General features: G+C 28.1%; 35 protein-coding genes and 1 tRNA gene. 25 read left to right on the top strand and 11 right to left on the bottom strand.

What is annotated here, in order from left to right:
• Positions 1–321: 321 nt before the first annotated feature.
• The 3 genes from RWJ08_RS05445 to RWJ08_RS05435 all read left to right on the top strand — a co-directional run bounded on the left by RWJ08_RS05445 (position 322) and on the right by RWJ08_RS05435 (position 4,299).
• Positions 322–1,269, top strand: a complete 948-nt coding sequence (locus RWJ08_RS05445) for an NAD-dependent epimerase/dehydratase family protein (RefSeq protein WP_313961348.1) — start codon at positions 322–324, stop codon at positions 1,267–1,269.
• 21 nt (positions 1,270–1,290) lie between these two features.
• The gene (locus RWJ08_RS05440) at positions 1,291–2,475 is read left to right on the top strand and encodes a glycine C-acetyltransferase (protein WP_293440481.1); all 1,185 of its coding nucleotides are present in this window, start codon (positions 1,291–1,293) and stop codon (positions 2,473–2,475) included.
• A 282-nt stretch (positions 2,476–2,757) separates the two neighbouring features.
• Positions 2,758–4,299, top strand: a complete 1,542-nt coding sequence (locus RWJ08_RS05435) for a trypsin-like peptidase domain-containing protein (protein WP_313961347.1) — start codon at positions 2,758–2,760, stop codon at positions 4,297–4,299.
• A gap of 119 nt (positions 4,300–4,418) precedes the next feature.
• On the opposite strand, the gene RWJ08_RS05430 is transcribed toward RWJ08_RS05435, so the two are convergent.
• Entirely contained in the window at positions 4,419–4,811 is a 393-nt protein-coding gene (locus RWJ08_RS05430; RefSeq protein ID WP_313961346.1) for a hypothetical protein, read from the bottom strand.
• A gap of 445 nt (positions 4,812–5,256) precedes the next feature.
• On the opposite strand from RWJ08_RS05430, the gene RWJ08_RS05425 reads away from it, so the two are divergent.
• Together RWJ08_RS05425 and RWJ08_RS05420 are read left to right on the top strand one after the other, a co-directional pair.
• A complete protein-coding gene (locus RWJ08_RS05425) occupies positions 5,257–6,990 on the top strand; it encodes a DEAD/DEAH box helicase (RefSeq protein WP_313961345.1) in 1,734 nt (577 codons plus the stop codon).
• A 13-nt stretch (positions 6,991–7,003) separates the two neighbouring features.
• Positions 7,004–7,708 carry a TrmH family RNA methyltransferase gene (locus RWJ08_RS05420; protein WP_313961344.1) on the top strand — a complete coding sequence of 235 codons (705 nt, stop codon included), beginning with the start codon at positions 7,004–7,006 and terminating at the stop codon, positions 7,706–7,708.
• An 876-nt stretch (positions 7,709–8,584) separates the two neighbouring features.
• On the opposite strand, the gene RWJ08_RS05415 is transcribed toward RWJ08_RS05420, so the two are convergent.
• The 10 genes from RWJ08_RS05415 to pip all read right to left on the bottom strand — a co-directional run bounded on the left by RWJ08_RS05415 (position 8,585) and on the right by pip (position 12,801).
• A complete protein-coding gene (locus RWJ08_RS05415) occupies positions 8,585–8,803 on the bottom strand; it encodes a DUF1858 domain-containing protein (protein ID WP_313961343.1) in 219 nt (72 codons plus the stop codon).
• 171 nt (positions 8,804–8,974) lie between these two features.
• Positions 8,975–9,051 (bottom strand) — tRNA-Pro (locus RWJ08_RS05410).
• Positions 9,052–9,171: 120 nt separating this feature from the next.
• Positions 9,172–9,774 (bottom strand): YdcF family protein, encoded by a 603-nt coding sequence (locus tag RWJ08_RS05405; protein WP_313961342.1) that lies wholly within the window; start codon positions 9,772–9,774, stop codon positions 9,172–9,174.
• Positions 9,775–9,783: 9 nt separating this feature from the next.
• Entirely contained in the window at positions 9,784–10,269 is a 486-nt protein-coding gene (locus tag RWJ08_RS05400) for a GAF domain-containing protein (protein ID WP_313961341.1), read from the bottom strand.
• 27 nt (positions 10,270–10,296) lie between these two features.
• Positions 10,297–10,668, bottom strand: a complete 372-nt coding sequence (locus RWJ08_RS05395) for a DUF6483 family protein (protein WP_009354355.1) — start codon at positions 10,666–10,668, stop codon at positions 10,297–10,299.
• Between the two features lie 8 nt (positions 10,669–10,676).
• On the bottom strand, positions 10,677–10,952 hold the full coding sequence (locus RWJ08_RS05390) for a hypothetical protein (RefSeq protein WP_313961340.1): 276 nt from the start codon (positions 10,950–10,952) through the stop codon (positions 10,677–10,679).
• Positions 10,949–11,227, bottom strand: coding sequence for a hypothetical protein (locus RWJ08_RS05385; RefSeq protein ID WP_313961339.1), 279 nt, complete (start codon positions 11,225–11,227; stop codon positions 10,949–10,951). The genes RWJ08_RS05390 and RWJ08_RS05385 overlap by 4 nt, the downstream gene beginning before the upstream one ends.
• 41 nt (positions 11,228–11,268) lie before the next feature.
• The gene (locus RWJ08_RS05380) at positions 11,269–11,544 is read right to left on the bottom strand and encodes a hypothetical protein (protein ID WP_313961338.1); all 276 of its coding nucleotides are present in this window, start codon (positions 11,542–11,544) and stop codon (positions 11,269–11,271) included.
• Positions 11,541–11,834 (bottom strand): hypothetical protein, encoded by a 294-nt coding sequence (locus RWJ08_RS05375; RefSeq protein ID WP_313961337.1) that lies wholly within the window; start codon positions 11,832–11,834, stop codon positions 11,541–11,543. The genes RWJ08_RS05380 and RWJ08_RS05375 overlap by 4 nt, the downstream gene beginning before the upstream one ends.
• Positions 11,835–11,859: 25 nt before the next feature.
• Positions 11,860–12,801: a prolyl aminopeptidase gene (gene pip / locus RWJ08_RS05370; RefSeq protein WP_313961336.1), complete on the bottom strand. Its 942-nt coding sequence runs from the start codon at positions 12,799–12,801 to the stop codon at positions 11,860–11,862.
• Positions 12,802–12,920: 119 nt separating this feature from the next.
• Here pip and RWJ08_RS05365 point away from each other — a divergent pair, with 119 nt between their 5' ends.
• From RWJ08_RS05365 to RWJ08_RS05270, 20 genes are all read left to right on the top strand, one after another.
• The gene (locus RWJ08_RS05365; RefSeq protein ID WP_269752642.1) at positions 12,921–13,160 is read left to right on the top strand and encodes a SemiSWEET transporter; all 240 of its coding nucleotides are present in this window, start codon (positions 12,921–12,923) and stop codon (positions 13,158–13,160) included.
• 70 nt (positions 13,161–13,230) lie between these two features.
• Positions 13,231–13,419 carry a type II toxin-antitoxin system HicA family toxin gene (locus RWJ08_RS05360; RefSeq protein ID WP_009354543.1) on the top strand — a complete coding sequence of 63 codons (189 nt, stop codon included), beginning with the start codon at positions 13,231–13,233 and terminating at the stop codon, positions 13,417–13,419.
• A 31-nt stretch (positions 13,420–13,450) separates the two neighbouring features.
• A complete protein-coding gene (locus RWJ08_RS05355) occupies positions 13,451–13,834 on the top strand; it encodes a hypothetical protein (RefSeq protein WP_009354401.1) in 384 nt (127 codons plus the stop codon).
• A gap of 165 nt (positions 13,835–13,999) precedes the next feature.
• Positions 14,000–14,887 carry a fructose bisphosphate aldolase gene (locus RWJ08_RS05350; RefSeq protein ID WP_313961335.1) on the top strand — a complete coding sequence of 296 codons (888 nt, stop codon included), beginning with the start codon at positions 14,000–14,002 and terminating at the stop codon, positions 14,885–14,887.
• A gap of 134 nt (positions 14,888–15,021) precedes the next feature.
• Positions 15,022–15,345 (top strand): PadR family transcriptional regulator, encoded by a 324-nt coding sequence (locus tag RWJ08_RS05345; protein ID WP_313961334.1) that lies wholly within the window; start codon positions 15,022–15,024, stop codon positions 15,343–15,345.
• On the top strand, positions 15,338–15,889 hold the full coding sequence (locus tag RWJ08_RS05340; protein WP_313961333.1) for a DUF2812 domain-containing protein: 552 nt from the start codon (positions 15,338–15,340) through the stop codon (positions 15,887–15,889). Before RWJ08_RS05345 ends, RWJ08_RS05340 begins: the two co-directional genes overlap by 8 nt.
• Before the next feature lie 230 nt (positions 15,890–16,119).
• On the top strand, positions 16,120–16,719 hold the full coding sequence (locus RWJ08_RS05335) for a Type 1 glutamine amidotransferase-like domain-containing protein (protein ID WP_293440511.1): 600 nt from the start codon (positions 16,120–16,122) through the stop codon (positions 16,717–16,719).
• A 138-nt stretch (positions 16,720–16,857) separates the two neighbouring features.
• Positions 16,858–17,352 (top strand): hypothetical protein, encoded by a 495-nt coding sequence (locus tag RWJ08_RS05330; RefSeq protein ID WP_313961332.1) that lies wholly within the window; start codon positions 16,858–16,860, stop codon positions 17,350–17,352.
• 24 nt (positions 17,353–17,376) lie between these two features.
• On the top strand, positions 17,377–17,652 hold the full coding sequence (locus RWJ08_RS05325; RefSeq protein WP_313961331.1) for a YciI family protein: 276 nt from the start codon (positions 17,377–17,379) through the stop codon (positions 17,650–17,652).
• Between the two features lie 143 nt (positions 17,653–17,795).
• Complete coding sequence (locus tag RWJ08_RS05320; RefSeq protein WP_040596956.1) at positions 17,796–18,017, top strand: AbrB/MazE/SpoVT family DNA-binding domain-containing protein; 222 nt, start codon at positions 17,796–17,798, stop codon at positions 18,015–18,017.
• Positions 18,007–19,137, top strand: coding sequence for an alpha/beta hydrolase (locus RWJ08_RS05315; protein WP_313961330.1), 1,131 nt, complete (start codon positions 18,007–18,009; stop codon positions 19,135–19,137). Before RWJ08_RS05320 ends, RWJ08_RS05315 begins: the two co-directional genes overlap by 11 nt.
• A gap of 32 nt (positions 19,138–19,169) precedes the next feature.
• Positions 19,170–19,928, top strand: a complete 759-nt coding sequence (locus RWJ08_RS05310) for an EFR1 family ferrodoxin (protein WP_313961329.1) — start codon at positions 19,170–19,172, stop codon at positions 19,926–19,928.
• A gap of 54 nt (positions 19,929–19,982) precedes the next feature.
• Positions 19,983–20,426, top strand: a complete 444-nt coding sequence (locus RWJ08_RS05305) for an N-acetyltransferase (protein WP_278553512.1) — start codon at positions 19,983–19,985, stop codon at positions 20,424–20,426.
• A gap of 138 nt (positions 20,427–20,564) precedes the next feature.
• Positions 20,565–20,840 carry a hypothetical protein gene (locus tag RWJ08_RS05300; protein WP_269753419.1) on the top strand — a complete coding sequence of 92 codons (276 nt, stop codon included), beginning with the start codon at positions 20,565–20,567 and terminating at the stop codon, positions 20,838–20,840.
• A 112-nt stretch (positions 20,841–20,952) separates the two neighbouring features.
• Entirely contained in the window at positions 20,953–21,237 is a 285-nt protein-coding gene (locus RWJ08_RS05295) for a hypothetical protein (protein ID WP_313961328.1), read from the top strand.
• A 45-nt stretch (positions 21,238–21,282) separates the two neighbouring features.
• A complete protein-coding gene (locus tag RWJ08_RS05290) occupies positions 21,283–21,774 on the top strand; it encodes a hypothetical protein (RefSeq protein WP_313961327.1) in 492 nt (163 codons plus the stop codon).
• A gap of 29 nt (positions 21,775–21,803) precedes the next feature.
• Positions 21,804–22,190, top strand: coding sequence for a hypothetical protein (locus RWJ08_RS05285; protein WP_313961326.1), 387 nt, complete (start codon positions 21,804–21,806; stop codon positions 22,188–22,190).
• Between the two features lie 25 nt (positions 22,191–22,215).
• Positions 22,216–22,860, top strand: a complete 645-nt coding sequence (locus RWJ08_RS05280; protein ID WP_313961325.1) for a DJ-1/PfpI family protein — start codon at positions 22,216–22,218, stop codon at positions 22,858–22,860.
• Between the two features lie 586 nt (positions 22,861–23,446).
• A complete protein-coding gene (locus RWJ08_RS05275; protein ID WP_313961324.1) occupies positions 23,447–24,223 on the top strand; it encodes a leucine-rich repeat domain-containing protein in 777 nt (258 codons plus the stop codon).
• A gap of 10 nt (positions 24,224–24,233) precedes the next feature.
• On the top strand, positions 24,234–24,836 hold the full coding sequence (locus tag RWJ08_RS05270; RefSeq protein ID WP_313961323.1) for an alpha/beta hydrolase: 603 nt from the start codon (positions 24,234–24,236) through the stop codon (positions 24,834–24,836).
• Positions 24,837–25,249: the final 413 nt, after the last annotated feature.

Genomic DNA, 25,249 nt, shown 5'->3' with positions numbered 1-25,249 from the left:
TTTTTGCTTTTAAAATTGAGTAAAAATTTGATTTTTAGACTTTATTTATTGTATAAAAATAAATTTTTTTGATAAATTATTAAGACAACGATATTTTTAGCGACAAACAAGATTAATATACGATTAGAAGATTTATTGTTTTAAAAAAGATTTTGTGATTTTTGCTTTATTATTATAATACTATTTGAATTATTTATCCGCCTATACTATATAAAAATATTAAATTTTTTAATATAAGGTGTTGTAAACTTATCAAAATTGATGTATAATACATCTGGATGGTAAAAATTTTACTCAGTTATTTTGAAAGGAGATTGAATAATGAAAAGGATTTTAATGACAGGAGCGCTTGGACAAATCGGTACAGAATTAGCTCTTTATTTGGGGGACATTTATGGAAGAGAAAATATCTTAGCTACAGATTGCTCAGATGCAAACAAAGCGGCTATCGAAGATATTCGTTTTGAAACATTAGACGTTACTGATCCAAAAAGAATGTTTGAATTAGCTAAAGAATTTAAAGCTGATACTATAGTAAATTTAGCAGCAATACTTTCTGCTAGAGGAGAAAGTATGCCACAATTAACTTGGAAGGTTAATGTTGACGGAGTTGTAAATACTTTAGAAGTTGCAAGAGAATTAAATGCAAAAGTATTTGTACCTTCATCAATAGCAGCATTTGGAGCAGGAACTCCACTTGATAATACACCACAAGTTACTATTCAAAGACCTAATACTATGTATGGAGTAACAAAAGTTTCAGGAGAACTTTTATGCGATTACTATTTTAATAAATTTGGAGTTGATGTAAGAGGAGTTCGTTATCCAGGAATTATTTCTTATAAAACATTACCTGGTGCAGGAACAACTGACTATGCAGTTCATATTTATTATGAAGCAATTAAAAACAAAGCTTACACTTCTTATATAGGTAAAGGAACTCAAATGGATATGCTTTATATGCCGGATGCACTTAAAGCAGTTGTTGATTTAATGGAAGCTGATCCTTCAAAACTTAAAGACAGAAATGCTTTCAACATTACAGCTATGAGTTTAACTCCAGAAATTTTAGAAGAAAGCATTAAAAAACATATGCCTGAATTTAAATTAAGCTACGATGTAGATCCAATCAGACAAGCTATAGCTGAAAGCTGGCCAAATTCATTAGATGACTCTGCAGCAAGAGAACAATGGGGTTGGAAACCAAGCTTTGATTTGGATAAGATGACAGTAGATATGTTAGAAAACTTAAGCAAAAAATTAAAATAGTTATAGATAGGAGAAAAAGATATGAGTATTCATGATTTAAAATTTTTACAAGAAAAAGTTAATAAGTTAAAAGAAGACGGAGTTTACCGTAAATTACCTGTATTAAATGGAAAGAATTCATCAACAATCGTTCTTGACGGAAAAGAAATGGTAAATTTATCTGCAAACAACTATTTAGGACTTGCTAATAATCCAGTTTTAAAGAAAAAAGCTCAAGAAGCTATTGAAAAATATGGTGTAGGTGCTGGTGCAGTAAGAACTATCATCGGAAATATGGATTTACACGAAGAATTGGAAAAGAAATTAGCAACTTTCAAAAAATCTCCAAGAGCATTTATATTCCAATCAGGTTATGATTGTAATATAGGAACTATCCAAGCAATTACAGAAAAAGGCGATTTAATTATCTCTGATGAATTAAACCACGCTTCAATTATAGACGGAATTAGAATGACAAAAGCTGATAAAGCTGTTTTCAAACACAGCGATATGGAAGACCTTGAAAGAGTTTTAGTTGAAGCTCAAGGAAAATATAAAACAATCTTAATTATTACTGACGGTGTTTTCTCAATGGATGGAGACCTTGCAAAATTACCTGAAATTGTAAAATTAGCTGAAAAATATAATGCATTAACTTATGTTGATGACGCTCATGGTTCAGGAGTAATGGGAAGCCACGGAAGAGGAACTGTAGATCATTTCGGATTACATGACAAAGTTGACTTTGTTATCGGAACTCTTTCAAAAGCAATCGGAGTTAAAGGTGGATATGTTGCTTGTAACGAAGTTGCTTACGAATGGTTAAACCATAGAGCAAGACCAGTTCTATTTAGTACAACTTTATCTCCTGGAGATACTGCAGCTTGTATCGCATCTGTTGAAACTTTAATCGAATCAGATGAATTACAAAAGAAACTTTGGGATAATGCTAAATACTTTAAAGAACAATTAGGAAAATTAGGATTTAACACTGGTCATTCAGAAACTCCAATTACTCCAGTAATTATCGGAGATGAAGCTAAGACTATGGAATTTTCTAAAAAATTAAGAGAATACGGAGTATTCGGTTCAGCTATAGTATTCCCAACTGTACCAAGAGGAACAGGAAGAATTCGTTGTATGATTTCTGCAGCTCATAGTAAAGAAGAATTAGATAAAGCTGTAAAAGCATTCGAATTAGCTGGAAAAGATATGGGAATTCTTTAAGATTAAGCTTAGAAAATAGAGAAAAATAAAAAAATATTAAAGAGGAGAAAATTTCTCCTCTTTTTTAACTTCATTTAAGTTTTTGTCGATATAATGTTAGCAGTTGATAGATGAAACAATAGAAAATACAATTCTACTATTAACTGCAAAATTTATTTTTTGAATATATTTTTAAAAAATAAAAAATTTTTTAAAAAACTTTTTTCTTTAAGCTTACTTTAAGGTTGACAGTTTAAAATATATTCAAGATAATAAATGATATTAAAAAAGAGGTGATTTATTATGGACGATAAAAGAGATAATATCTTCGATGAAAATGAAAATAATATAAAAAATGAAGAACATAAAGAAGAAACTTCAAGACAAAATGAAAATAATTTAAATGAAACACAAAAATTGTTCAATGAAGAAGATATAAATAACACAATCGATGAGGATTATGGAGAATATACTGAAGATCCATATGATTATTATAAACAACAAGAAATTTATGATGAACCATATATGGAAGATTCAAATACGCAAGATAAAAAATTTGAATCTTATGTTGATGGTATTGTTCAAAAAGAATTTGAAAAAAGAAAAAAAGCTAATAGATTTAAATCTTTTTCAAAATTCTTATTAGCTATAATTTTAGCTAGTGCAATAAGTATAAGTGGAACTAGTTTCTACTTAAAGAGTAATAGTGGAAAGTCACTTTTAAATAATTCTTCAAATGATAAAGAAGCGACTGCAACAACTATTAATACTTCTGAAAAGCCAAATGTTGAAAAAGCAGTTGCACAAAAATCAATGCAATCAGTTGTAGGTATAACAACTGTTGGGGTTTCTGAAGATATGTTTTCCACTCAAAAACAAACAAAGGGACTTGGTTCAGGGGTTATAGTAAGTAAAGATGGTTACATTTTAACAAATAACCACGTTGTTGACCCTTCAAAAACAAAATCCGTAACAGTAATACTAAGTGACGGAACTAAAAGAGAAGCCAAAGTCTTATGGAGTGACAAAACTTTAGACTTAGCAGTTATCAAGATAGATCCAAGTGGTCTTAATTTAAAACCAGTTGAATTTGGGGACAGTTCTCAAGTTTCAATAGGTGATAAAGCTATAGCAATTGGTAATCCACTTGGTATAAATTTAAAATCAACTTTAACTTCTGGTTATATTTCAGGAAAAGATAGAGTTATTACACTACAAGATGGATCTACTATGGAAGGTTTATTCCAAACAGATGCAGCAATAAACCCAGGAAATAGTGGTGGTGGATTATTTAATGATAAAGGACAACTTATCGGAATAAATACAGCCAAAGCTGGTAATAGTGACGGAATCGGATTTGCAATTCCTTCGAATTTGGCAAAACCTATTTTGGAACAAATAATTAAAAATGGTAAGTTTGAAAGTGTAACACTAGGTATAAAAGGTATAGATGTTTCACGATATAATGTCTTAGGACAAACAAAATTACCTGTTGACTCAGGTGTATATATTCATGAAGTTCTATCAGGTTCTCCAGCAGAATCTGCAGGACTAAAACCTAAAGATATTATTACTAAAGTTGGAGATACTAAAGTTACATCTAACTCAAGTTTAAAAGCAGCTTTATTGAACTACAAGATAGGTGATAAAGTTAAACTTGAAGTTTATAGAGATGGAAAAGCAACTACAATAGAAGTTAAATTTGAAAAATTTAATCTAGAAAATAGTAGTAATGACAGTAAGAACAACAATAGTAAAAAATATAACAAGAATTTTAACGGAAATAATTTCGGTAACGACAATGAAGACGGTAGCGATAATTATGACGGAAATGATGATAATTAATTAGCATATTAGTAGAGATTTTTTTATAAATCCTCCGTAAAAATAAATAAATGCAAAAAAAGCTATGAATATAATTCATAGCTTTTTTTGTTACTCTATTTAAGAGTAGTATTTATAAATTATTTGTAAATATTTTCTTTAGACAGTTTAAATTCATAATTATCATCTTCATCAATTATTGTTTCATCATCAACAAATGAAAGTTTGTATTCTAACTTATTTGCTGTTAAATATTTTTTATCACCTTTTTTTACTATTTTAGGATTATCAAATGAAGTGGCATTTTCTTTTTTTATTTTATCTTTAGCCTTATTAACATCATCAGGAGTTGAATTTGGATTTATTTTGCTTGGTTCTCCTGAATATATAAGAACTTTTTCGGTAATTACAATTTCTCCGCCATTTTTACCAACAAATTTTTTTCCATAATAATTTTTAACTTCATTATTCCCCGTACAAGCAGTTAAAAGTAAAATCATAAAACATAATAATACTTTACTTATCTTTTTCATACTTTACCTCCAATTAAATAATATAATATGTAAATAGATAGAATCTAAAATTTTAAATAATCTCCATTCTTGTACCTACTAGGGGAAAAATAAAACATACTGCCCTCCAAAACCTTTTTTACAATATTAAACTAAATTGATTTCTCACTACTATATTATCAAAAAAAAATAAAGTCAATATATATTTGAATAAATGTAAATTTTATAAAAGATTAATGAAGTATATTTATTATTCCCAAGTTATCCACATTTTTTGTGGATAACTGTAGTAAATTGTGGATTTAAGTTGAAAGTTGGACTGTATTTATGATATAATATATCGTTGAGTTATAAAAAAGAACTAAAATATAACTCATAATATGTCGTGATGTTTAATGTATAGTTTGTTTTTGTCTTTTTCTTTCGGAACTAACGTTAAGGTTCACGATAAAAGAAAGGGAAAAATATGATAGAAAATTTTAATGATTTTAATTTGTCGAAGGAAGTTTTAAAAGCCGTTGTTGAAATGGGCTTTGAAGAACCTTCTCCAATTCAAAAACAAGCAATTCCGACTATGTTAAACAACGAGGATATAATCGGTCAAGCACAAACGGGAACAGGAAAGACAGCATCTTTCGGTATTCCTATAGTAGAAAAAGTAAATAAAAACAGTAAGACAACTCAGGCTATGGTACTATGTCCAACAAGAGAATTGTCAATTCAAGTTGCAGAAGAAATTTCGAAACTTGCAAAATATAAGGGAGTAACAGTTGTTCCGATTTACGGAGGACAACCTATAGAAAGACAAATCCGTTCTCTAAAAATGGGAGTTCAAGTTATTGTTGGAACTCCAGGACGTGTTATAGACCATATTAAGAGAAAAACTTTAAAAACTGAAAATATAAGAACTTTTGTATTAGATGAAGCGGATGAAATGTTTGATATGGGCTTTAGAGAAGATATTGAAAAAATTATAGGCTTTTTACCTTATGAAAGACAAACAACTTTCTTCTCTGCTACAATGGATCATGAAATGATGGACTTTGCTGCAAGATACCAAAGTGAACCAAGACTTATAAAAGTCGTACCAAAGGAATTGACAGTTCCAAAGGTAACTCAATACTATTTTGCACTTAAGCATAATATGAAACTTGAAATTCTATCCCGTATTTTAGATGTTCAAAATCCAAAACTTACAGTAGTTTTTTGTAATACTAAAAAAATGGTTGATGACTTAACTGCAGGACTTCAATCTCGTGGATATTTTGCGGATGGACTTCATGGAGATTTAAAACAAATCCAAAGAGATGGGGTAATGAATAAATTTAGAAATTCTACAATAGATATCTTGGTTGCGACAGATGTTGCTGCTCGTGGAATAGATGTTGACGATGTAGATTTAGTTATAAACTACGATATGCCTCAAGATGTGGAATACTATGTTCACAGAATAGGTAGAACTGCAAGAGCAGGTAGAGAGGGAACTGCAATAAGTTTTGTTTCTCCAAGAGAAATGAATACTTTATCTCAAATTCAAAAATACACAAAAACTAAAATAGAAAAAAGAGATATGCCAACTCTTAAAGACTTGATTAAAAGACATGAAGAAAGATTTATGGAAGACATCAAGGAAGAAATAAATAAAAATGAACATACAAAAGAGTTAAATCTAATAAATATTCTAATGAGTGAAGACTATTCACCGATTGATATTGCAGCTTGTCTTTTAAAACATTATAATGAGAATAATAAGCTTAACAATCACGAAGAGCTTATAGACGTGGATATTAAGAAGAATAAGAAAAAAGGAAATGACAAGACTTCTATTTCAAACAAGGGTGGAAAGTCAAATGTTACTGAAAAGAATTCTGGAAGAATTTATATTAACATAGGTTCAAGAAAGGGAGTTTCTCAAAGACATATTGTTTCTGCACTTTGTAATGATGCGAATATAAGTGCAAGAGATATTGGAGATATTGAAATTTTTGAAAAGTTCAGCTTTGTAAATATTCATAAAAATGCACTTAAAGATGCAGTAAATAACCTAAACAATGCTCATATTAAGGGCTTTAAGGTTTTAGTTGAACTTGCGAACAAAAAGGAAGACTCTTCAAAATTTTCTGCAAAATCTAAAGATAAGAAAAATAAGAAGGATAAAAAGAGTGAAAAGTCCAAACGTGATAGACAAAAGAGAAGATAATCTAAGGTAAATTATGGAATTTTGTAAATATAAAAAAGATTTGAATTTTTCATACACAATGGGAGCTTTCCCAACAATTGAGCTTTTACAGTCAAAAAATTACAAGACTATATCAGTTTTGGTACATTCAAAATATGATGATAAAGCAGGTCTTGAAAAAATTTGTGATGAAAAAGGAATTAATTTAATTTATAATGATAAAATTGTAAATAAACTTCAAAACAAAGAAAACACATTTGTTATTGGAGTTTTTGAAAAAAACTTTGCAAAGATAAAAAAAGACAATCACATACTATTATGTGAGCCGAGAGATAAGGGAAATTTAGGGACAATTTTACGAACTGCATTAGGTTTCGGCTTTAAAAATATTGCAATAATAGACGGTTGTGATGTTTTTGATCCTAAAACTGTTAGAGCTTCAATGGGAGCAATCTTTAAAATGAATGTAGAAATTTTTAAAAATTTTGAAGACTACAAAAAAACTTTTGAAGAAAATAATATTTACTCTTTCATTTTAAATAAGGATTCAGTACCTTTAAAAGCTGTGGAGATTAAAAAGCCTTTTACATTGATGTTCGGAAACGAATCACATGGACTTGAAAACTTTGACTTAAGTGGAACAACTTCCGTATTCATAGAACAGAGCGAAGACATAGATAGCTTTAATTTACCAATTGCAAGTTCAATAGCAATGTATAAATTTACGGAAAAAGAATAAAAAATATAAGTAAAAAGCAGGGGAAATCCCTGCTTTTTTTACGTTATTCAAATTGAAACAAAATAAAATATTTTGTTTTATTTCTAATTATTAACACTTTTTAGAATTTATTTACTGTTCACGTCAAGCCGTTAAACAAAGGGACTTGCTTTATATGTCATTTCGACTGTAGCGATAGCGAAATGGATCTAGCCCTAACTTTGTTTACTTGTAAACAAAAGTAGGTCTGACGGGGTCGTTGTATCTTTTGATACAATGACTCTGGAAATCTCATACTTTTGCTTTAGCAAAAGTAAATGTATTGAAGATACATCGAAAAAAATTTATTAACTAAAAATCTTTAGGATAATTTCGTTGTAATTATATATATATAGCTGTTTTATTTTTATATAAGTCCTTTACAGGACTTACTATTATTTGTAAACAAATAATAGTTGAGATTTCTCCACTTCACTTCACTACGTTCCGTTTCGGTCGAAATGACGTGTTGGGGGCTTTTCTTTGCTGGGTGCTATGACGTGAAATATTTCGTTTCATATATGATGTTTAAATACTATATTATGAGATTTTAATTCTTTTCTATTATACTTACAAAGATAATTTAAAGTTTATTTACTGTTCACGTCAAGCCATTAAACAAAGGTAATTCCCTTAAACGTCATCTCGACCAGAGTTAGTCTAACCCTAACTTTGTTTACTTGTAAACAAAAGTAGGTCTGACGGGGTAATTGTATCTTTAGATACAATTACTCTGGAGATCTCATACTTTTGGTTTAGCAAAAGTAAATGTATCGAAGATACATCAAAGACACATATTGTTTTACCAAAGTAAAAAAGCAGGGAAATTCCTGCTTTTTCGTCTTAGTATGGATGCATTTAAGCATTAATAAAGTTTTCTAACTTTTCTTTTAATTCGTCAAATTCAAATCCACCTTTAATAGCAATCATTTCAAGAGTTGCAATATCTTTCATCATTGCAAATAATTCTGGATTATCAAGATTTGAATATTCTGGACTTAAAGTTTTTAAAAAGTCCTTAACTTCTGGATGTTGTTCTAATAATTCGCCAATTTTTGTGCTTTTTTCTAATTTCATAGTATTTCTCCTTTTCTCTAATCAATTTAATTACTCTTTATACGATTTATTATTTATGTTAATAATATTATAACCTTATTTGTATTGAAAATCTGTTGCATTTGAAACAAAAGAAAAAATTTTTAAAATTTTTTACATAAAAAAATTCCTATGAGTAAAACTCATAGGAATTGGTCGGGGTGAGAAGATTCGAACTCCCGGCCCCATGGTCCCAAACCACGTGCGCTACCAAACTGCGCTACACCCCGATACGATTACCTAAATATTATATAACTTTTATTATACTTTGTCAACACTTTTTTTGAAAATTTTTGTGTTAAGAAGTCATTTTTAGAGTGTTATTATACTATATAGGTTAAATCGTAAATTTAATTATTCTTTTGATGTAAATTTTTTATATCTTCTGCTGTAGGTTTATCAAATAGAAAAGTCTTTACAACTGCTAAAGTCTCTCTAACATTTGAAGCTATAACTGCCCCAAATGGAGTCTTTGCTGGAACAGTCCTTGCTAAAATTCCAAATCTATAAAGAATAAGTTTTGCCCTAAATAAATGATAGTCTGAAGAGATTACCATTATTTCTGATGGCTTTTTATCTAGCTTTTCTAATGCGAATTTTACATTTTCAAAAGTATTCTTGCTTTTTGTTTCAACGATAAGTCTTTCTTTATTAATTCCTTTTTCTACTAAATATTTTTGCATAAATTCTGCTTCAGAAAGTTCATTATTTTTTTCTTTTCCTCCACATAAAACAGCATTTGCAGTCTTATGTTTATTTAAATATTCTACAGTAGTATCTAGTCTATTAATCAATGTTTTTGAAAGTTTTCCATTATTTGCCTCAGCTCCAAGCACTAAGACATAATTTTCATAAGTATCTATTTCATTCTTTTTAGAATGATAGATTAAAGATTGAATTAAGACGACTAAACACAAGCATAAGAATAGAAAAAATTTAAAAAGTTTTTTCATATTTACCTCCTATATGTGAGTTTCTAGCTGTTTGACAAATGCCTCTAGATAAGTTTGTTCTTCCTTTGAAAATCTATTAAAAATAGGGGAATCTATATCTAATACTCCGAATATTTTATCATTTTTAAAAATTGGAATAACAATCTCTGAATTACTTTTTCCATCGCAGGCAATGTGTCCTTCAAAATTATGAACATTTTCAACATTCAAAGTCTTTTTAAGACTTGCACTTGTTCCACAAACACCTTCTCCATTTTGAATTCTAACGCAGGCAGGAAGCCCTTGAAAAGGTCCAAGAACTAGAGTGTTTGTCTTTTCATCTAAAAGATAAAATCCGACCCAATTAATTTTTTCTAAAAAGAAATTTAATAGAGCAGATGCATTTGCTAAATTAGCTATCGTATTTTCTTCGCTATTGCATAATTCATATAAATCTTTTATTAAATAGGAGTATTGTTCTCCCAAGCTACCTTCGTATTTAATTGGATTAAACATTAATACCTCCATGTTGTCAAAATATTTCTAAATCAAGTCTGATAAATTATTCATATTAAATTCTTTTAATAAGTCTTTTATTCCTGTTTTTATCTCATCTCTTTCAAAATCATGTTCATTTAAAAATTTAGAATCTTTTTCGTTGAGATATGAGTAAAAAAGGAGACCTATTAACAAACTATCTTGAGTTTTATATTTCAACATTTTAAATAAAGAATCTTCAGCTTCATTTATATTTCCATTGTCAATTTTTGATTTTAAATTTTTTAAAATTTCCTTGCTTTCTTCTAATTTTAATAGTTTTTCAGGCGAAGAACTTTTGTCGATTTTAAAGACAAATTCTAAAATCATACTTATCCATTCTTCAATTTTTCTCATTATATAATCATTTTTTAACATATTTTCTCCTAATCAATTACTTCAAGATATGATAGGTAAAAGTATGCAGTTGAGCATATTAATCCCAAGTTTAAAAATATCCATAACCCTACTTTCTTTGAATATCTTGAAAAATAAGCGCCGACCGCTCCAACTATCTGTGGAAAAAAGAATCCTAAGTATCCAATATAATTTGGTAGGTGAATTCCTTGTCCTGTTTTGAAGGATTTTACATATAGTAATAGAACTGATTCTACTACGGTGCCAATTAAAAAAAGTATTGTTGATAAATTTTCTTTTTTCATATTAAAACTCCATAAACCAATATAAAATACATTATATGTTCAAGATTAAATGTAATCAAGAAAAGAATTAAACTTATTATAGAGTAAATTTTATTAGAGTTACTCGTAAAATATATTGATAATCCAAGTAAAATTAAAGTTATAGGTTGTAAAGCCAATAAAATTTTTACATTTAAGTTCGAAAAGTGAACTGTAACACCCCAGAAAGCTGTGATGCAAAATGAAATCAAAGATAGTGTAAAAACTATTTTTGGTAAATTTTTATTTGATACCATATTGACCTCCTTATCTATATTAATAAATAAGTCTTTTTCTCCTAGCCGACTACTTCAATGAATGCTGCATAAAAGTAGAGAGCGGAAAGCATTAAACCTATATTTAAGAATAACCACAATACTTGTATTTTTGCATGTCTTGAATAAAAAGCACCAATTGCTCCCATTACTTGTGGGAAAATCAGTCCAAAATATTTAAGATAATTAGAAAGTTGAATTCCTTGTCCAGTTTTAAAGGATTTTACATATAGTAACAAAATTATTTCTACTACAGTACCAAATAAATATATTATCATAGATAAATTTTCTTTTTTCATATCTTACCTCCTAAGACCAATAAAAAAGTTATTATATGTTTAATATTAAATGTAATTAAGAAAAGAATTACACTTATTATAGAGTAAATTTTACTTAATTTTCTTGTAAAATATATTGAAAATGTAAGTAAAATAAGAGTTAATACATATAGTACTAAAAAATATATCGAATCAAAATCATTCGCCAAATCTGTAAAATAATTTACAGAATATAGTAATACGGTAATTAAAAACGAGATTAAAGATAGTGTGAAAATTATTTTTGGTAAATTTTTACTCTTTGCTTCCATACTTACCTCCTTTATTTAGAGAAATTTAAAAAAGTTTTTTAAATTCCTCTTGTGCTAAAATAAGCTCGTGAGTCATTTCAGGATCGAAAGAAGTATGACCAGAAATAGGGAAGATCAATTTTGAATTATTTAGTTTTTCGTTTAATATATAAGCCCCAACAGGTCTACAATCTACATCATATCTGCCATGAATAATTATTGTAGGAATATCTTTAATTTTTTCAACATTATCTAAAATGTAATTTTCTTCAAAGAAACAATGATTTACAAAGTAGTGGCATTCCATAATTGCCATTGAAATATCTTCGTCGGTGATTTCTTCTGAAATAACTCTCGGTTCAAGAGCAACTACTGAATTTTCAAATGCACTAAAAGATTTTCCATATTTTCTCTTTGTTTCATAGTCATCTGAAGTTAAGTATTTGTAATAACTTTGAACATAATCTTTTCTTTCTTCTTCGTTAAAAGGAGATTTAAAGATTTCAAAGGCTTCAGGGAAGAACATTCCTGCTCCACCTTGATACAACCACTTAATATCTTCATCTCTTCCCAAGAAAATGCCTCTAAGAATTAAACCTACAACACTTTGTGGATAATTTTCTGCATAGTATAAGGAAAGAGTAGTTCCCCAAGAACCACCATAAACAAGCCATTTATCTATCTTTAAATGTTCTCTTATCTTTTCCATATCCTTTGCAAGATTTTGTGTATTATTGTCTTTTAATTCCAAAAATGGTTTACTTTTACCGCAACCTCTTTGGTCAATTGTTACTATTCTATAAAAAGATGGATCTAAAAATCTTTTAGATTTGTCGCCACAACCACAACCTGGCCCGCCGTGAACAAATACAACTGGAGCTCCATTTGGATTTCCTGATTGTTCGTAATAAACTTCGTGAACATCATCAACTTTTAGATGTCCTTTGTCAAATGATTCAAATTCGGGAAAAAGTGTTTTATATTCCATAATAACCTCCAAAATAATATATCTATTTAGTCTATACTATATTAAATGAGTTCATTTGTCAAGTTGTATTTTATAGTCAAAATATGGTAAAATCATTGAATGAGATATTAGGAGGTTTTATGATAGGAATAGTAGCTGCTTGCCTTACAACATTTGCCTTTGCACCGCAAGTTATAAAGATAATAAAAGATAAAAATACACAATCTCTTTCACTAATTATGTGCATTATGCAAACAACAGGAATTTTCCTTTGGTTGGTCCATGGTTTGATTATAAAAGATTTTGCACTTATTTTTGCCAATAGCATTTCTTTTGTTCTAGTTTTAATTATACTTTTACATAAAATTAAATATAAATAGATTTATATAGAAAATTTGACTTACGTAATAATACGTGCTATAATGTATTACGTAAGGAGGTAGAGTGCACATGCCACTTACTGGGAAAGAAATGCTCAGGCTCCTAAAGAAAAATGGCTGGAAAGAATTAAGGCAAGAGGGTTCGCATCATATTTTAGAAAAAGATGGTGCAATAATTGTAGTGCCAGTTCATGCTAACCAAGATTTAGGAAAAGGTCTTGAGCAGAGAATCTTAAAAGATACAGGACTAAAGAAATAGTCCTGTATCTGAAATCTTAAGGAGTGATTTTATGTTTGTTGTATATCCATTTGTATTTAAAAAAGAAAGTCCACAAGGTTACTTTATTGAGAGTGTCGATATAAAAGAAGCTTATACAGGAATAAATACTGATGATATTTCTTTTGGTATTTCAATGGCAGAAGAAGTGTTAGGTCTTGTTTTGTCTGAATATGTGGAAAGAGGAATTGAGTTACCTAAAGCTACTCCAATAAAAAATGTAAAGACAAAGAATGAGGAATTTGTTACATTAATAAAGATAGATTTAGAAAAATTTCTAAAAGATACATCTTTAGTAAAAAAGACTTTATCAATACCTAAATGGGCAAATGATAAAGGAACAAGATTGGGAATAAATTTTTCAAAAGTTTTAACTGAGAGTATATTAAAAATGTAAATAAATTATTAAAAGGCAATTATCAAGATAATAGTTGCTTTTTTATAGCAATTAAGTAAGAAAAATATTATAAAATAAATGATTTCTAAGTTTGTTAAATTACCTTAAATATGATAAAATATAGCTAGAGTAAAATTTACTTAATAATTTTTAAGGAGCGAAGATATGGATTTACAAAAATTTAACAGAATCAAAAACGATGAAGGTTTTATAGCGGCTTTGGATCAAAGTGGTGGAAGTACACCGAAAGCACTTAGATTATATGGTGTAAATGAAGATGCTTATTCAAATGAAGCTGAAATGTTCGATTTAATTCACGAAATGCGTACAAGAATTGTTACTTCAAAGGCTTTTACTAAAGAACGTATATTAGGAGCAATTTTGTTTGAAATGACAATGGAAAGAAAAGTTAACGGTAAATTCACTCCGGATTATTTATGGAATGAAAAAGGCATTGTTTCATTTTTAAAAGTTGACAAGGGCTTAGCTGAAGAAAAAAATGGTGTTCAACTTATGAAAGAAATTCCAAACTTGGCTGAAATTGTAAAAAAAGGCGTTGAATATGGAGTTTTTGGAACAAAAATGCGTTCAGTAATTAAAAAAGCAAATGAAGAAGCTATCAAAGAAGTAGTAGCACAACAATTTGACTTTGCAAAACAAATTATCGCAGGTGGACTTGTTCCAATTGTTGAACCTGAAGTTGATATAAATTCAGCGGAAAAGGAAAAATGTGAAGAAATTTTAAAAAGAGAAATATTAAAAGAACTTGATAAATTAGAAGAAGGACAAGAGGTAATGTTAAAACTTACTTTACCAACTGTTCCTAACTTCTATAAAGAATTAGTTGACCATAAGAGAGTCGTTAGAGTTGTTGCTCTTTCAGGTGGTTACTCAAGAGAAGAATCAAATGAACTTCTTGCTAAAAACCACGGAGTTATAGCAAGTTTTTCAAGAGCTTTAACAGAAGGACTTAATGTAAATCAAACTGAGGAAGAATTTGACAAAATGTTGGACAGCTCAATTCAAAGCATATTTGAAGCATCAAGAAAATAGTTTTTAATACAGCCGAAGAATCGGCTGTTTTTTTGTGGAAAAATTTAAGAAAATGTTGACAGATATATCGAGGTATGATATACTATAAATACATCGAGATACGATATATAATAGTTTGATATAAGGAGTCAAATATGGATTTAAAAATAAAGAAAATATATGCGCCTATGTCGGAAACTGCTTTTTATATTCTGTTTAGTTTACAAGTTCCTAATCATGGATATGGTATAGGTCAGGAAGTCAAAAAAATGACTCAAAATGAAATAACTATCAGTCCGGGAACAATGTATGGAACTTTGTCGAAAATGGAAAAAGACGGACTTATAAGCTTTGTTAGAGAAGAAGAAAAAAGAAAAATATATTTAATAACTGAAATAGGTAGAGAAATATTAAATTTGGAATTGGAAAGAATAAAAAGATTGTATAAAAATAGCATTGGAGATGAATATTATGGCTAGAAGAAAAACAAAAATAAGGTTTTTTACAGTTAGTGACTATGTAGATGAAGAAAAATGGTTAGAGAATAATCATAAAAACGGCTGGAAGTTAGTTAATTTTATACCACCTTGTTTTTTTGTCTTTGAAGAATGTAATTCTGAGGAAGTAATTTATAAGTTAGACTATGAAAATAAAAAAGCTTCAGGAGATTATATACAAATGTATAAGGACTATGGTTGGGAATATTTATGTTCAGGTTTAGGATGGAATTATTTTAGAAAAGTAAATACAAATAGTATTACAGAATCAGAAAAAGAAATATTTTCAGACTCTCAATCTAAGTTAAATATGATTAATCATATTTATAAGACTAGGGTGTTTCCATTATTTATTATATTTTTAGTTACTCTTATTCCTCAATTTTCGAAATTCGTCAAAGATACACATAGAAGTATAGATATATATTTCGGAGGAATTTTTATGGTTTTCTTCTTTGTATATTTATATATTTTTATTCACTGTGGATTTAAGTTAAGAAAGTTGAAAAAAGAATTAGAAAGATAAAAATTAAAAATACATTGTACGAATGGTGCTGAAGACCATTGCATAATTGATTATTGTTGTAATAAATTATAATTCTTATATTAATAAACTAATATTAAAAAAGGACTGTGAATCTGATTTCACAGTCCTTTTTATTGTGGAATTAATTGAAATATTAGATTATATAATGTAAAATATAAAGTGTAAACTATAATTATAATCTTGTATTAAAATTTTAGGAGGGTATAAGTATGAATTTATTTTTATGTTCACATTTTTCTCAAGTTGGGAATTTAATTAAAGAAGAAATTGAAAATAAAAAAGTAGTTTTTATTCCAACAGCTTCAATAAATGAGGGTTATACTGGTTATGTAGGGTCAGCAAGAAAACTATTTAAAAAAATGGGAGCAAATCTAACAGAAATTGATATTTCAAAGGAAGATTTTAAAACAATAGAAGCTGTATTTGAAGAAACGGATATTATCTATTTTACAGGTGGTAATTCATTTTTCCTTATTGACCAATTGCGTAAAACAGGAGTTGATAAATTATTAAAAAAAGAACTAAAAAAAGGTAAACTTATGATTGGAGAATCAGCTGGTTCTGTTATATGTGCACCAAGTATATCTTATATTGAAATAATGGACGAAAAACCAGAAGATTATTCACAAATTGATGATAATGGACTTAATTTAATTGATTTCTATGTTTTACCTCATTATCTTACTTCACCATTCAAGAAAATTACTGCTACTATTTTAAAGAAATTTTCAGATTTGAAGATATGTCCTATTAATAATCATCAAGCTATTATGGTTAATGGTAAAGAATCAAAAATAATTGAAAAGTAATCAAGTATAAGTTAAATTACTAAACAGCAAGTCAAATTGACTTGCTGTTTTTTATAAAATAAAATTGAAATATTGCTAAATATAATGTAAAATATAGATTAACAAATGTTTTATATTATATAAGGAAGAGAATTTAAAATGAGAAAAATAAATTTTAGATATAATAAAAATACTCCGATTATGTTATATATTATGCTTATAATTGGAATAGCAGTAGGTTTTTTTCTTTATTATGAGTTCCTTATTTATTCTGGAATTGCAAGTACAAATGAGTTACAGTATTTTAAAGAACATCCTAACCATGCTATTTATTTGATTTTCTTATTAATTCCAGTTACCATGTTTTTATCTACTTGGATTGTCTTTAAATTTTGGAGTAGAGAAGATGAAGAAGCAGAGCTTGAATTATACGATGATTATGCAATTTTAAAGATGAAAAATGAAAAAATTAAAATCCAAAAAGGTGAATTGGAGATTAAATTTCCACAACCACAGGCGATTTTATATACGACATATATATTAAAATTACCTGACCAAAGAATTGTATTTGTAGGTTCTCTAAAAGAAAAGGGAAAATCAAAGCTATCTTTAAACATTGCAATAGAAGAGTTATTAGATTATGAAAATGTTTAAAGATAAAATTTATAGGAGGATAAAATGGTCTATATTTATTTAATGAATAATAGTAAAAATCTAAATTTAGAAATAGTTAAAAAACATGTTGAACATTTAAAAAAATTAGATGAGTCTGGAAAACTTATTTTATGTGGACCATTTACAGACTATGCTGGAGGGATGGTAGTTTTAAACTGTAAAAATATAGAAGAGGCAAGAGAAATTGCAGAGACTGATCCTTTTATAGCTGAAGGATATAAGACTTATGAACTTAGAACATTAGAAATTGCGAATAAAGAAAATAATTATGGGCTCTAGAAAAGAAAAATATTTAGTGAATAAAATTATATTTAAACAGTAGAAATTAAAAATCTACTGTTTTTTTGTATTCTAGCTTGCTTTTTAAATTCCAATGTAGTATAATAAGTATGAAAAAACATACTTATTATACGGAGGTAATTATGAAAAGTAAAAAAGATAAAAAACTACATGCATGGACTGCGAAGGTAGGAACTAAAGGACAGATTGTTATTCCAAAAGAGGCAAGAGAAATTTTTTCTATAGAAACAGGAGATAATTTGCTAATACTTGGAGACGAAAGGAGAGGATTGGCAATTCTAAATGGAGATTCAGCAACAAAAATTTTGATGAGTATTCAAGGAGATTTAAGCGATGAAGATTAGAATATTAAAATTTATAGGGATATTGCTTTTAGTTATAGCTGTTTTTGTTGTAATCTATGCAATTTATAATCTAAATTATGACTATTCAGGTGAAAAGTTCAGGAAGAATAAGGCTTCAAGTATAGGCTTAGAAGAAAAACAATTTAATTTAAAAAATGGAAATGTAATAAATTATGTTGAAGGTCCAAAAAATGGCCCGGCTATTCTATTATTGCATGGACAAATGGTAGATTGGAAGGATTATCGTACTGTATTTCCTGAATTAGTAAAAAAATATCATGTCTTTGCACTTGATTATTATGGACATGGAAAGTCAAGTAAAAATCCTGATTTATATAATATTGAAAGCATAGGGTCCGATATTGCATCATTTATTCAAGAAAAAATTGGAGAAAAAACAATTATTTCAGGACATTCATCAGGTGCCTTAATTACTGCATATCTAGGTGCTAAATTTCCGCAAAATGTAAAAGCGATTATTTTAGAAGACGGACCATTTTTTGCAACAGAAAAAGGACGTGCTGAAAATACATTTTCTTATAAAACATTTGAAAATATTCACAATTATTTAACTGAAAAACCTAATACTAGTTATTTTGAATATTATCTAAAGAATGATCCGATGCGAAAACTGTTTAATGAGGGTGGAAAAGATAATTGGGATAAAATTGTGGCTAAACCTGCAATGAAAAGATTTCAAAAGGATAAGACTAAAATACCGGTTATTTGGTATTATCCACCAAAGTTAGGAGTAAATACTTTACTTCAATTAACAGCTAATTTACAAGATAAAACAGGTGATTATGACTTAAGATTCGGAGATGCATTCTATGATTTCAGTTTCTTTAAGGGAATAAAACAAGAGGAATTATTGAAAGAAATTACTGTTCCAACTTGTATATTACATGTAAAGCCACCAAAAAATACAGCTCCTTCTTATTATAATAAAGATGGACTTCTGATCTCTGCAATGGATGAAAAAGATGCAAAGCGTGTTAAAGAATTGATTAAAGGTAGTACTTTAATTGAGGGATTCGATTCTATGCACGACATTCACGGGGATCAGCCAAAAGAATATTTGGAAAAAGTAGAAGAATTTTTAGATAATATAGAAAAGTAAAATTGGTAGATTAGAATTCATTGGAGGAATATATGATAGGCATTTATTTAAGTGGAACAGGAAACACGAAACATTGTGTTGAAAAACTTGTAAATTTGATAGATGATAAGTCAAAATGTGTTCCTTTAGAATTTCCACTGATTATAGATTTATTAAAAGAAGAGGATGTAATTTTTTTAGGCTACCCAACTCAATTTTCCAATGCTCCATTTATGGTACGAGATTTTATTAAGAAAAATAGTTCTCTTTGGAAAGGTAAAAAAGTTTTTTGTATAAATACAATGGGACTTTTCAGTGGAGATGGAGCGGGATGTACTGCAAGAATTTTAAAAAAATATGGAGCAGAAATTCTGGGAGGCATACAGATAAAAATGCCTGACTCCGTTTGCGACAGTAAGCTTTTGAAAAAATCTATTGAAGAAAATAGGCAAATAGTAAAAAATGCAGATAAGCGATTAGAAGAAGTTGCAGAACAGATTAAAAATGGAAAATATCCAAGAGAAGGACTATCTTTCATATCACATTTGAAGGGACTTTTTGGTCAAAGATTATGGTTTTATCGTAAAACTATGGGATATACTGATAAATTAAAAATAAACGATGATTGTAATGGTTGTGGTTTATGTAGTAGGGTTTGTCCGATGAAAAATATCCGCATAAAAGATAAAAAGGCAGTTCCTGAAAACAAATGCACAATGTGTTATAGATGTATAAGTCTATGTCCACAAAAGGCAATTACTTTGCTTGGAGATAAGGTAATTGAACAGTCTAGGTTTGAAAAATATGTATAATAATGTGATGATGAATATAAAAGATGAAATAAGTTGAGATTGTAGGATAAAATTATGAAGATATTGGAAATTAGAAAAAACAAAAAGCAGTATATGGAGCTTCTGCTTCTTGCTGATGAACAAGAAGATATGATTGACAAATATATTGATAGAGGAATAATGTTTATTTTAGAGGATAATGGTGTTAAATCTGAATGTGTAGTTACTGATGAGGGAAATGGAGTTCTTGAAATAAAAAATATTGCTACAAACCCTAACTTTCAAAGAATGGGTTACGGAAAAATTCTAATTGATTTTGTTGTTACTAAATATAAAAATCAATTTTCTACATTACAAGTTGGTACGGGAGATAGTCCTAAAACCATTGATTTTTATTTGAAATGTGGATTTTCTCGCTCGCATATTGTCAAAAATTTTTTTACGGATAATTATAATCACCCAATATATGAAGACGGTATCCAATTGGTTGATATGATTTATTTGCGTAGAGATTTATAAATTTGATTTTGTTTAAGCTAAAATACAGCAGTTTAACAGTAAGTCAATATGATTTACTGTTTTTTTATATTTGAAATATCAATAAATATGATGTAAAATATAAATTAGCAAATAAAAGTGGAATTTAAGGAGGCAAATATGTGGTTAATAATTGGTATTGGAGCGATAATTTTTGCAATATTGAATATTGTATTTTCATTTAATAATAAAAATTCAAAATGGTTCGGGTTTATAAGTTTATCACTAACAGCATTGACTGCATGTGCATTTTACTCTGAGGCTTCAAGCTATGTCCTTAAAGAAGATTGGAGTGCACTTATGGACGTTATTCCAACAGTTAGTAGGATATTATGGTTTTGCGTTTTTATGTCTATTTTAATAAATGCGATTCCACTTTTTAGAGATAAGAAATAGAAAAATGATTTAAACAGTAAGTCAATATGATTTACTGTTTTTTTATATTTGAAATATCAATAAATATGATGTAAAATATAAAATAATAAGAAAATATTTTTAGGAGGCAGATATGTGGTTAATAATTGCAATTGCAGGAATTAATTTTGCCTTAATAGGTCGTGTTAAGGAATTTCGAGATGAAAATTTCATAGTTTTTAAAAGGATAAGTTTGTTGATAACTGCATTATGTTCTATTAATTTTATATATTCCGCTATAATTTATAATTCCTATTTTTCCAATACTAGTTGGAGAATGTTTTTAGAGACAATGCCTGGAGATTCTAAAAATGTATTAATTTGCATTGGCCTTTCTATTTATGTAAATTTTGTTCCGATTTCTATTTTTAGGAAATAGTCAAAATATAGCTAAATAAAATTGATTTAAAAGGGAGATATAATATTGAGTAGTTGGAGCGGTATAAGGAAAAAACTTGAAAGAGAATATCTTGCTGAAAGTCTTCAAGGACATATTCAATATTTTGCTACAACTTATAGCAAAAGTCCTGACCACGAGGGACGAGCAGCAATAAGATATGACGGAAAAGAAATCATCAAAGGTTGTTTTTGGAATAACTGGTTTAAAGCCGATTTATTTCCTAAAGATGAAAAATACGAAGAAAGAATGAAAAAAGAAAATGCATTTATGGACGATACAGCTTTAAAATTGGGAGTATTTGACCAACGTTGTTTTTACAAAGCCTTTGCAGAATTTGACAATCAAAGTATAGAAATAAGCCTAAAAAGTGAAAATTTACTAGTAAGAATTTTTGCGATTTTAGATAGACGAGTTGGAAAAAGAAAGTTGATTCAAATGAAAGAAACAATAGAAAATGAACCGGATACATTTCAGGAGTTCTATGCAATTCGTATGAATGCTGAAGGACTTATTTAAGTTTAAATAAATTTGGAGGAGAAGAGATTATGTTACTATTGGGCGTAAAAAAAGAAAATGATTGGCTTTTAGCTGAATATAATTTGACATATAAAGTTGGCTGGGAGAATATTTGTAAAGCAGTTAGTTTAGCATACGAATATTATGATAATGTAGAAATTCTAGTTGATAATAATAAAGTGAATATCAATTCAAAAGAAGAAATTTTACAATTGGATGAAGCGAGAGCTATGACAATTCGTGGAGTTTCAAAGATTATTCAAGTTCCATTAATGATAACATTCTTTAATCAATTACAAACTGTAAGAGTTTCCGTTGCCTGTGCAACAGATGAGTTCAAAGATGCAGACTATAATAAATTCAATATGTCATTAGGGCAATACATGGATAGCATAGAATTGGCTATGTATAGGTAAAAAGAAAAAAATGGAGGTATAGGAAATGAAAAAAAGAATTGCATTATTGGTTTATCCTGATTTTAGTTTGCAAGAAATTGCAAATCTAATGTATATATTTCGTTGGTATTTTGATACTTTTACCGATGTAATATATACAGAATTAAGCCCCGTTAGGAGTGAAGAAGGAATTTTGATAAATCCTGTAAAAACTTGTTCTGAGTTTTGTAAAGATGATTATGATTGTTTGATTCTTTCTGGATGTAGCGACTTAAGACAACCAATACGAAATAAAAAAATCAAAGAATTTTTAGAAAGTTTTGTAAATGATGATAGTTTTATCATTGGTGCAATTTGTTCCGGTCCAATATTCCTAGCACAAGCAGGTTTGTTGAAAGGAAAAAAATATACAGATTCTTTATTTGTTGAAATGAGAGAATCATTTGCCTTTATTGAAGAAAATAATTTTTTACCACAATCAGTAGTTGAAGATGGAAATATTATAACAGCTGTTGGAAATGCATTTAATGAATTTGCAGTACAAGTTGCTAGGAAATTAGGATATGATTGCCCGGATAAAATATTAAGTGGTTATACTGACTCAAATGACATTAATGACTATATACATCATCTTCCTGAAGATGAAATATTAGAATTTAAAGAAGAATTTAAAGATTTTTTTAAACAGTAAGTCGTAAGATTTACTGTTTTTTTGCTGTATAGAGTTTGAATTTTATTTATTAAAAAGTAATTACAAGGCGATAGAAATATCATCTTTTTCTATAACAAAATATGAGATTTCCAGAGTAATTGTATCTAAAGATACAATTACCCCGTCAGACCTACTTTTGTTTACAAGTAAACAAAGTTAGGGCTAGATTCGCTTCATTCGTTTCACTCATTTCGGTCGAGATAACGTGTTAGGGGCGTTGTTTTGCTTGATATCGTCACGTGAATTATATTATTTTTTATGCAATTTTTAAATTCATTTTTTAATAATATTTGAAGTTTATTTACTTTTAACGTTAAGCCCTTAATCGAAGATTTTTCCTTATACGTCATCTTGAGCGAAACGTAGTGTAGTCGAAAGATCTCATAGTTTTGCTTTTAATCAAGCAAAAATAAATGTATCGAAGATACATAAATTATGTAAATCCCCTAAAGCCCACGAGCATATCAACTCAAATTGAATGAAATATATACTTATGATATAATCATAATAAAGTATTTGCAATAAAAATTTAGATATAATCTTCTTAAATAGGAAGGAGTAAAAAATGGTTTTAAATGAAAAACAATTAATATACGGTTATGATTATTACTTCAAAAATGAAAATAGACCTAGAAGTATTGTAGAGGTTTCTGAATATAATGGAGAAAGTGCAATTATAATAAATTGTACTCAATTGGATGATAGTTCTAATTCAAAGTACAAAACTGCAAAGGCAAGAAAAAATGTTGTAAATGAATGGTGTGATTTTTTAATTAAAAATCCAACGACTTTTACAGAACTTACATTTTGTACAAGAATGCCACAAGAGTTGTTTAATGCGGTTTGTTCACAACAAAATCTTAAAAAATTATATATTAAATGGGGAGTTTATCCTGATATTTCTAAGATTTCAAATCTTGTAAATCTTGAATATTTGCATTTAGGCTCAGGTTCAAGTGTGGGAAGTATTGAACCAATTTCGAAATTAGAAAATTTAGTAGCTTTAACAGTTGAAAATTTTCAAAAAATTGACGATTATAGTCCACTTACAAAACTTAACAAATTGGAAAGTCTTACAATTGAGGGGGATTGCTTTGCTCCGAAAAATATTCATATAGATTCTATTGATTTTTTGAAAGATATGAAGCAATTAAGATTTTTTAGATTTTTTACAAGTATTGTAAAAAGTAAGGATTACACTCCACTTTTAAGTCTTGAAAATATAGAACATTTATCTATTAAGCCGTTTAAAGAAGTTAATAAATTATATGATGAGATAATTAAATTACCTAAATTAAAATATGGAACAATTATATTTAATCCCGAATTTTATAAAAAATAGAGGTGTTATAATGAAAAATGCAGTTATATACATACATGGGAAAGGCGGAAATTCTGTTGAAGCAGAACATTATAAAAAATTTTTTAGTGATGAATATAAAATTATTGGCTTTGATTACAAATCTGAATTTCCTTGGGATGCAAAGATAGAATTTTCAAAATTTTTTGATTCCATAGTCTCAGAATATGATGATATTTACTTAATAGCAAATAGTTTGGGAGCTTATTATTCTATGCTTGCATTATCGGATAAAAAAATTAAAAAAGCTATGTTTATTTCTCCAATTGTAGATATGGAAAAACTAATTTTAAATATGATGAAAATGTCTAATATTTCAGAGGAAGAATTATATAATAAAAAAGAAATTGCAACATCCTTTGGTGAAACTTTGTCTTGGGAATATCTTACTTATGTTAGGAATAATCCGATAGTTTGGAATATACCAACAGATATTCTCTATGCAGAAAATGACTTTCTAACTTCTTTGGAAACAATGACGAATTTTACGAATAAAACTAATTCTAGTCTTACTATTATGAAAAATGGAGAGCATTATTTTCACACTGAAGAACAAATGATTTTTTTGGATAAATGGTTTAGTGAATTTATATAGTATTAGCTTAAGTTTGGTCGAATTTGAGAGGATTAAGTCAGAAGTTGTGTATAATAAATTTACAAAAATGCTACTAAGATATTAATTAGTAGGTTTTTGTTTTAAAATAATATAAAGTAAATGCTGAATATATTGAATAGAATATGTTATTATAATATGGTTTAACAAAATTTAAACAAAATTAATGTTATGTTAATACGAAATTATAAATTTAAAGATATGAATGTTTTGAAAATGAAGAGAGATAGAATTTTAGAAAAACTAAGAAACTCTTAAATGGAAAAATCTAAAAATTGGATGAGAAGACTATTTATCAGAAGTAGATAAGTAGTCTTTTTTGTGTGAACAAAAAGTTATTATTTATTTGTTTATTATGATTTTTGTAATATTAAGGTATTGACAATTAAGTTAGT

The sequence above is a fragment of the uncultured Parvimonas sp. genome, assembly GCF_963524015.1.
Taxonomy (GTDB): domain Bacteria; phylum Bacillota; class Clostridia; order Tissierellales; family Peptoniphilaceae; genus Parvimonas.
This window is presented reverse-complemented; position numbering and strand designations above follow the sequence as displayed.

Coding starts and splice junctions, on each gene's coding strand:
- RWJ08_RS05445 (WP_313961348.1), top strand. CDS start 322: ATGAAAAGGATTTTAATGACAGGAGCGCTTGGACAAATCGGTACAGAA.
- RWJ08_RS05440 (WP_293440481.1), top strand. CDS start 1,291: ATGAGTATTCATGATTTAAAATTTTTACAAGAAAAAGTTAATAAGTTA.
- RWJ08_RS05435 (WP_313961347.1), top strand. CDS start 2,758: ATGGACGATAAAAGAGATAATATCTTCGATGAAAATGAAAATAATATA.
- RWJ08_RS05430 (WP_313961346.1), bottom strand. CDS start 4,811: ATGAAAAAGATAAGTAAAGTATTATTATGTTTTATGATTTTACTTTTA.
- RWJ08_RS05425 (WP_313961345.1), top strand. CDS start 5,257: ATGATAGAAAATTTTAATGATTTTAATTTGTCGAAGGAAGTTTTAAAA.
- RWJ08_RS05420 (WP_313961344.1), top strand. CDS start 7,004: ATGGAATTTTGTAAATATAAAAAAGATTTGAATTTTTCATACACAATG.
- RWJ08_RS05415 (WP_313961343.1), bottom strand. CDS start 8,803: ATGAAATTAGAAAAAAGCACAAAAATTGGCGAATTATTAGAACAACAT.
- RWJ08_RS05405 (WP_313961342.1), bottom strand. CDS start 9,774: ATGAAAAAACTTTTTAAATTTTTTCTATTCTTATGCTTGTGTTTAGTC.
- RWJ08_RS05400 (WP_313961341.1), bottom strand. CDS start 10,269: ATGTTTAATCCAATTAAATACGAAGGTAGCTTGGGAGAACAATACTCC.
- RWJ08_RS05395 (WP_009354355.1), bottom strand. CDS start 10,668: ATGTTAAAAAATGATTATATAATGAGAAAAATTGAAGAATGGATAAGT.
- RWJ08_RS05390 (WP_313961340.1), bottom strand. CDS start 10,952: ATGAAAAAAGAAAATTTATCAACAATACTTTTTTTAATTGGCACCGTA.
- RWJ08_RS05385 (WP_313961339.1), bottom strand. CDS start 11,227: ATGGTATCAAATAAAAATTTACCAAAAATAGTTTTTACACTATCTTTG.
- RWJ08_RS05380 (WP_313961338.1), bottom strand. CDS start 11,544: ATGAAAAAAGAAAATTTATCTATGATAATATATTTATTTGGTACTGTA.
- RWJ08_RS05375 (WP_313961337.1), bottom strand. CDS start 11,834: ATGGAAGCAAAGAGTAAAAATTTACCAAAAATAATTTTCACACTATCT.
- pip (WP_313961336.1), bottom strand. CDS start 12,801: ATGGAATATAAAACACTTTTTCCCGAATTTGAATCATTTGACAAAGGA.
- RWJ08_RS05365 (WP_269752642.1), top strand. CDS start 12,921: ATGATAGGAATAGTAGCTGCTTGCCTTACAACATTTGCCTTTGCACCG.
- RWJ08_RS05360 (WP_009354543.1), top strand. CDS start 13,231: ATGCCACTTACTGGGAAAGAAATGCTCAGGCTCCTAAAGAAAAATGGC.
- RWJ08_RS05355 (WP_009354401.1), top strand. CDS start 13,451: ATGTTTGTTGTATATCCATTTGTATTTAAAAAAGAAAGTCCACAAGGT.
- RWJ08_RS05350 (WP_313961335.1), top strand. CDS start 14,000: ATGGATTTACAAAAATTTAACAGAATCAAAAACGATGAAGGTTTTATA.
- RWJ08_RS05345 (WP_313961334.1), top strand. CDS start 15,022: ATGGATTTAAAAATAAAGAAAATATATGCGCCTATGTCGGAAACTGCT.
- RWJ08_RS05340 (WP_313961333.1), top strand. CDS start 15,338: ATGGCTAGAAGAAAAACAAAAATAAGGTTTTTTACAGTTAGTGACTAT.
- RWJ08_RS05335 (WP_293440511.1), top strand. CDS start 16,120: ATGAATTTATTTTTATGTTCACATTTTTCTCAAGTTGGGAATTTAATT.
- RWJ08_RS05330 (WP_313961332.1), top strand. CDS start 16,858: ATGAGAAAAATAAATTTTAGATATAATAAAAATACTCCGATTATGTTA.
- RWJ08_RS05325 (WP_313961331.1), top strand. CDS start 17,377: ATGGTCTATATTTATTTAATGAATAATAGTAAAAATCTAAATTTAGAA.
- RWJ08_RS05320 (WP_040596956.1), top strand. CDS start 17,796: ATGAAAAGTAAAAAAGATAAAAAACTACATGCATGGACTGCGAAGGTA.
- RWJ08_RS05315 (WP_313961330.1), top strand. CDS start 18,007: ATGAAGATTAGAATATTAAAATTTATAGGGATATTGCTTTTAGTTATA.
- RWJ08_RS05310 (WP_313961329.1), top strand. CDS start 19,170: ATGATAGGCATTTATTTAAGTGGAACAGGAAACACGAAACATTGTGTT.
- RWJ08_RS05305 (WP_278553512.1), top strand. CDS start 19,983: ATGAAGATATTGGAAATTAGAAAAAACAAAAAGCAGTATATGGAGCTT.
- RWJ08_RS05300 (WP_269753419.1), top strand. CDS start 20,565: ATGTGGTTAATAATTGGTATTGGAGCGATAATTTTTGCAATATTGAAT.
- RWJ08_RS05295 (WP_313961328.1), top strand. CDS start 20,953: ATGTGGTTAATAATTGCAATTGCAGGAATTAATTTTGCCTTAATAGGT.
- RWJ08_RS05285 (WP_313961326.1), top strand. CDS start 21,804: ATGTTACTATTGGGCGTAAAAAAAGAAAATGATTGGCTTTTAGCTGAA.
- RWJ08_RS05280 (WP_313961325.1), top strand. CDS start 22,216: ATGAAAAAAAGAATTGCATTATTGGTTTATCCTGATTTTAGTTTGCAA.
- RWJ08_RS05275 (WP_313961324.1), top strand. CDS start 23,447: ATGGTTTTAAATGAAAAACAATTAATATACGGTTATGATTATTACTTC.
- RWJ08_RS05270 (WP_313961323.1), top strand. CDS start 24,234: ATGAAAAATGCAGTTATATACATACATGGGAAAGGCGGAAATTCTGTT.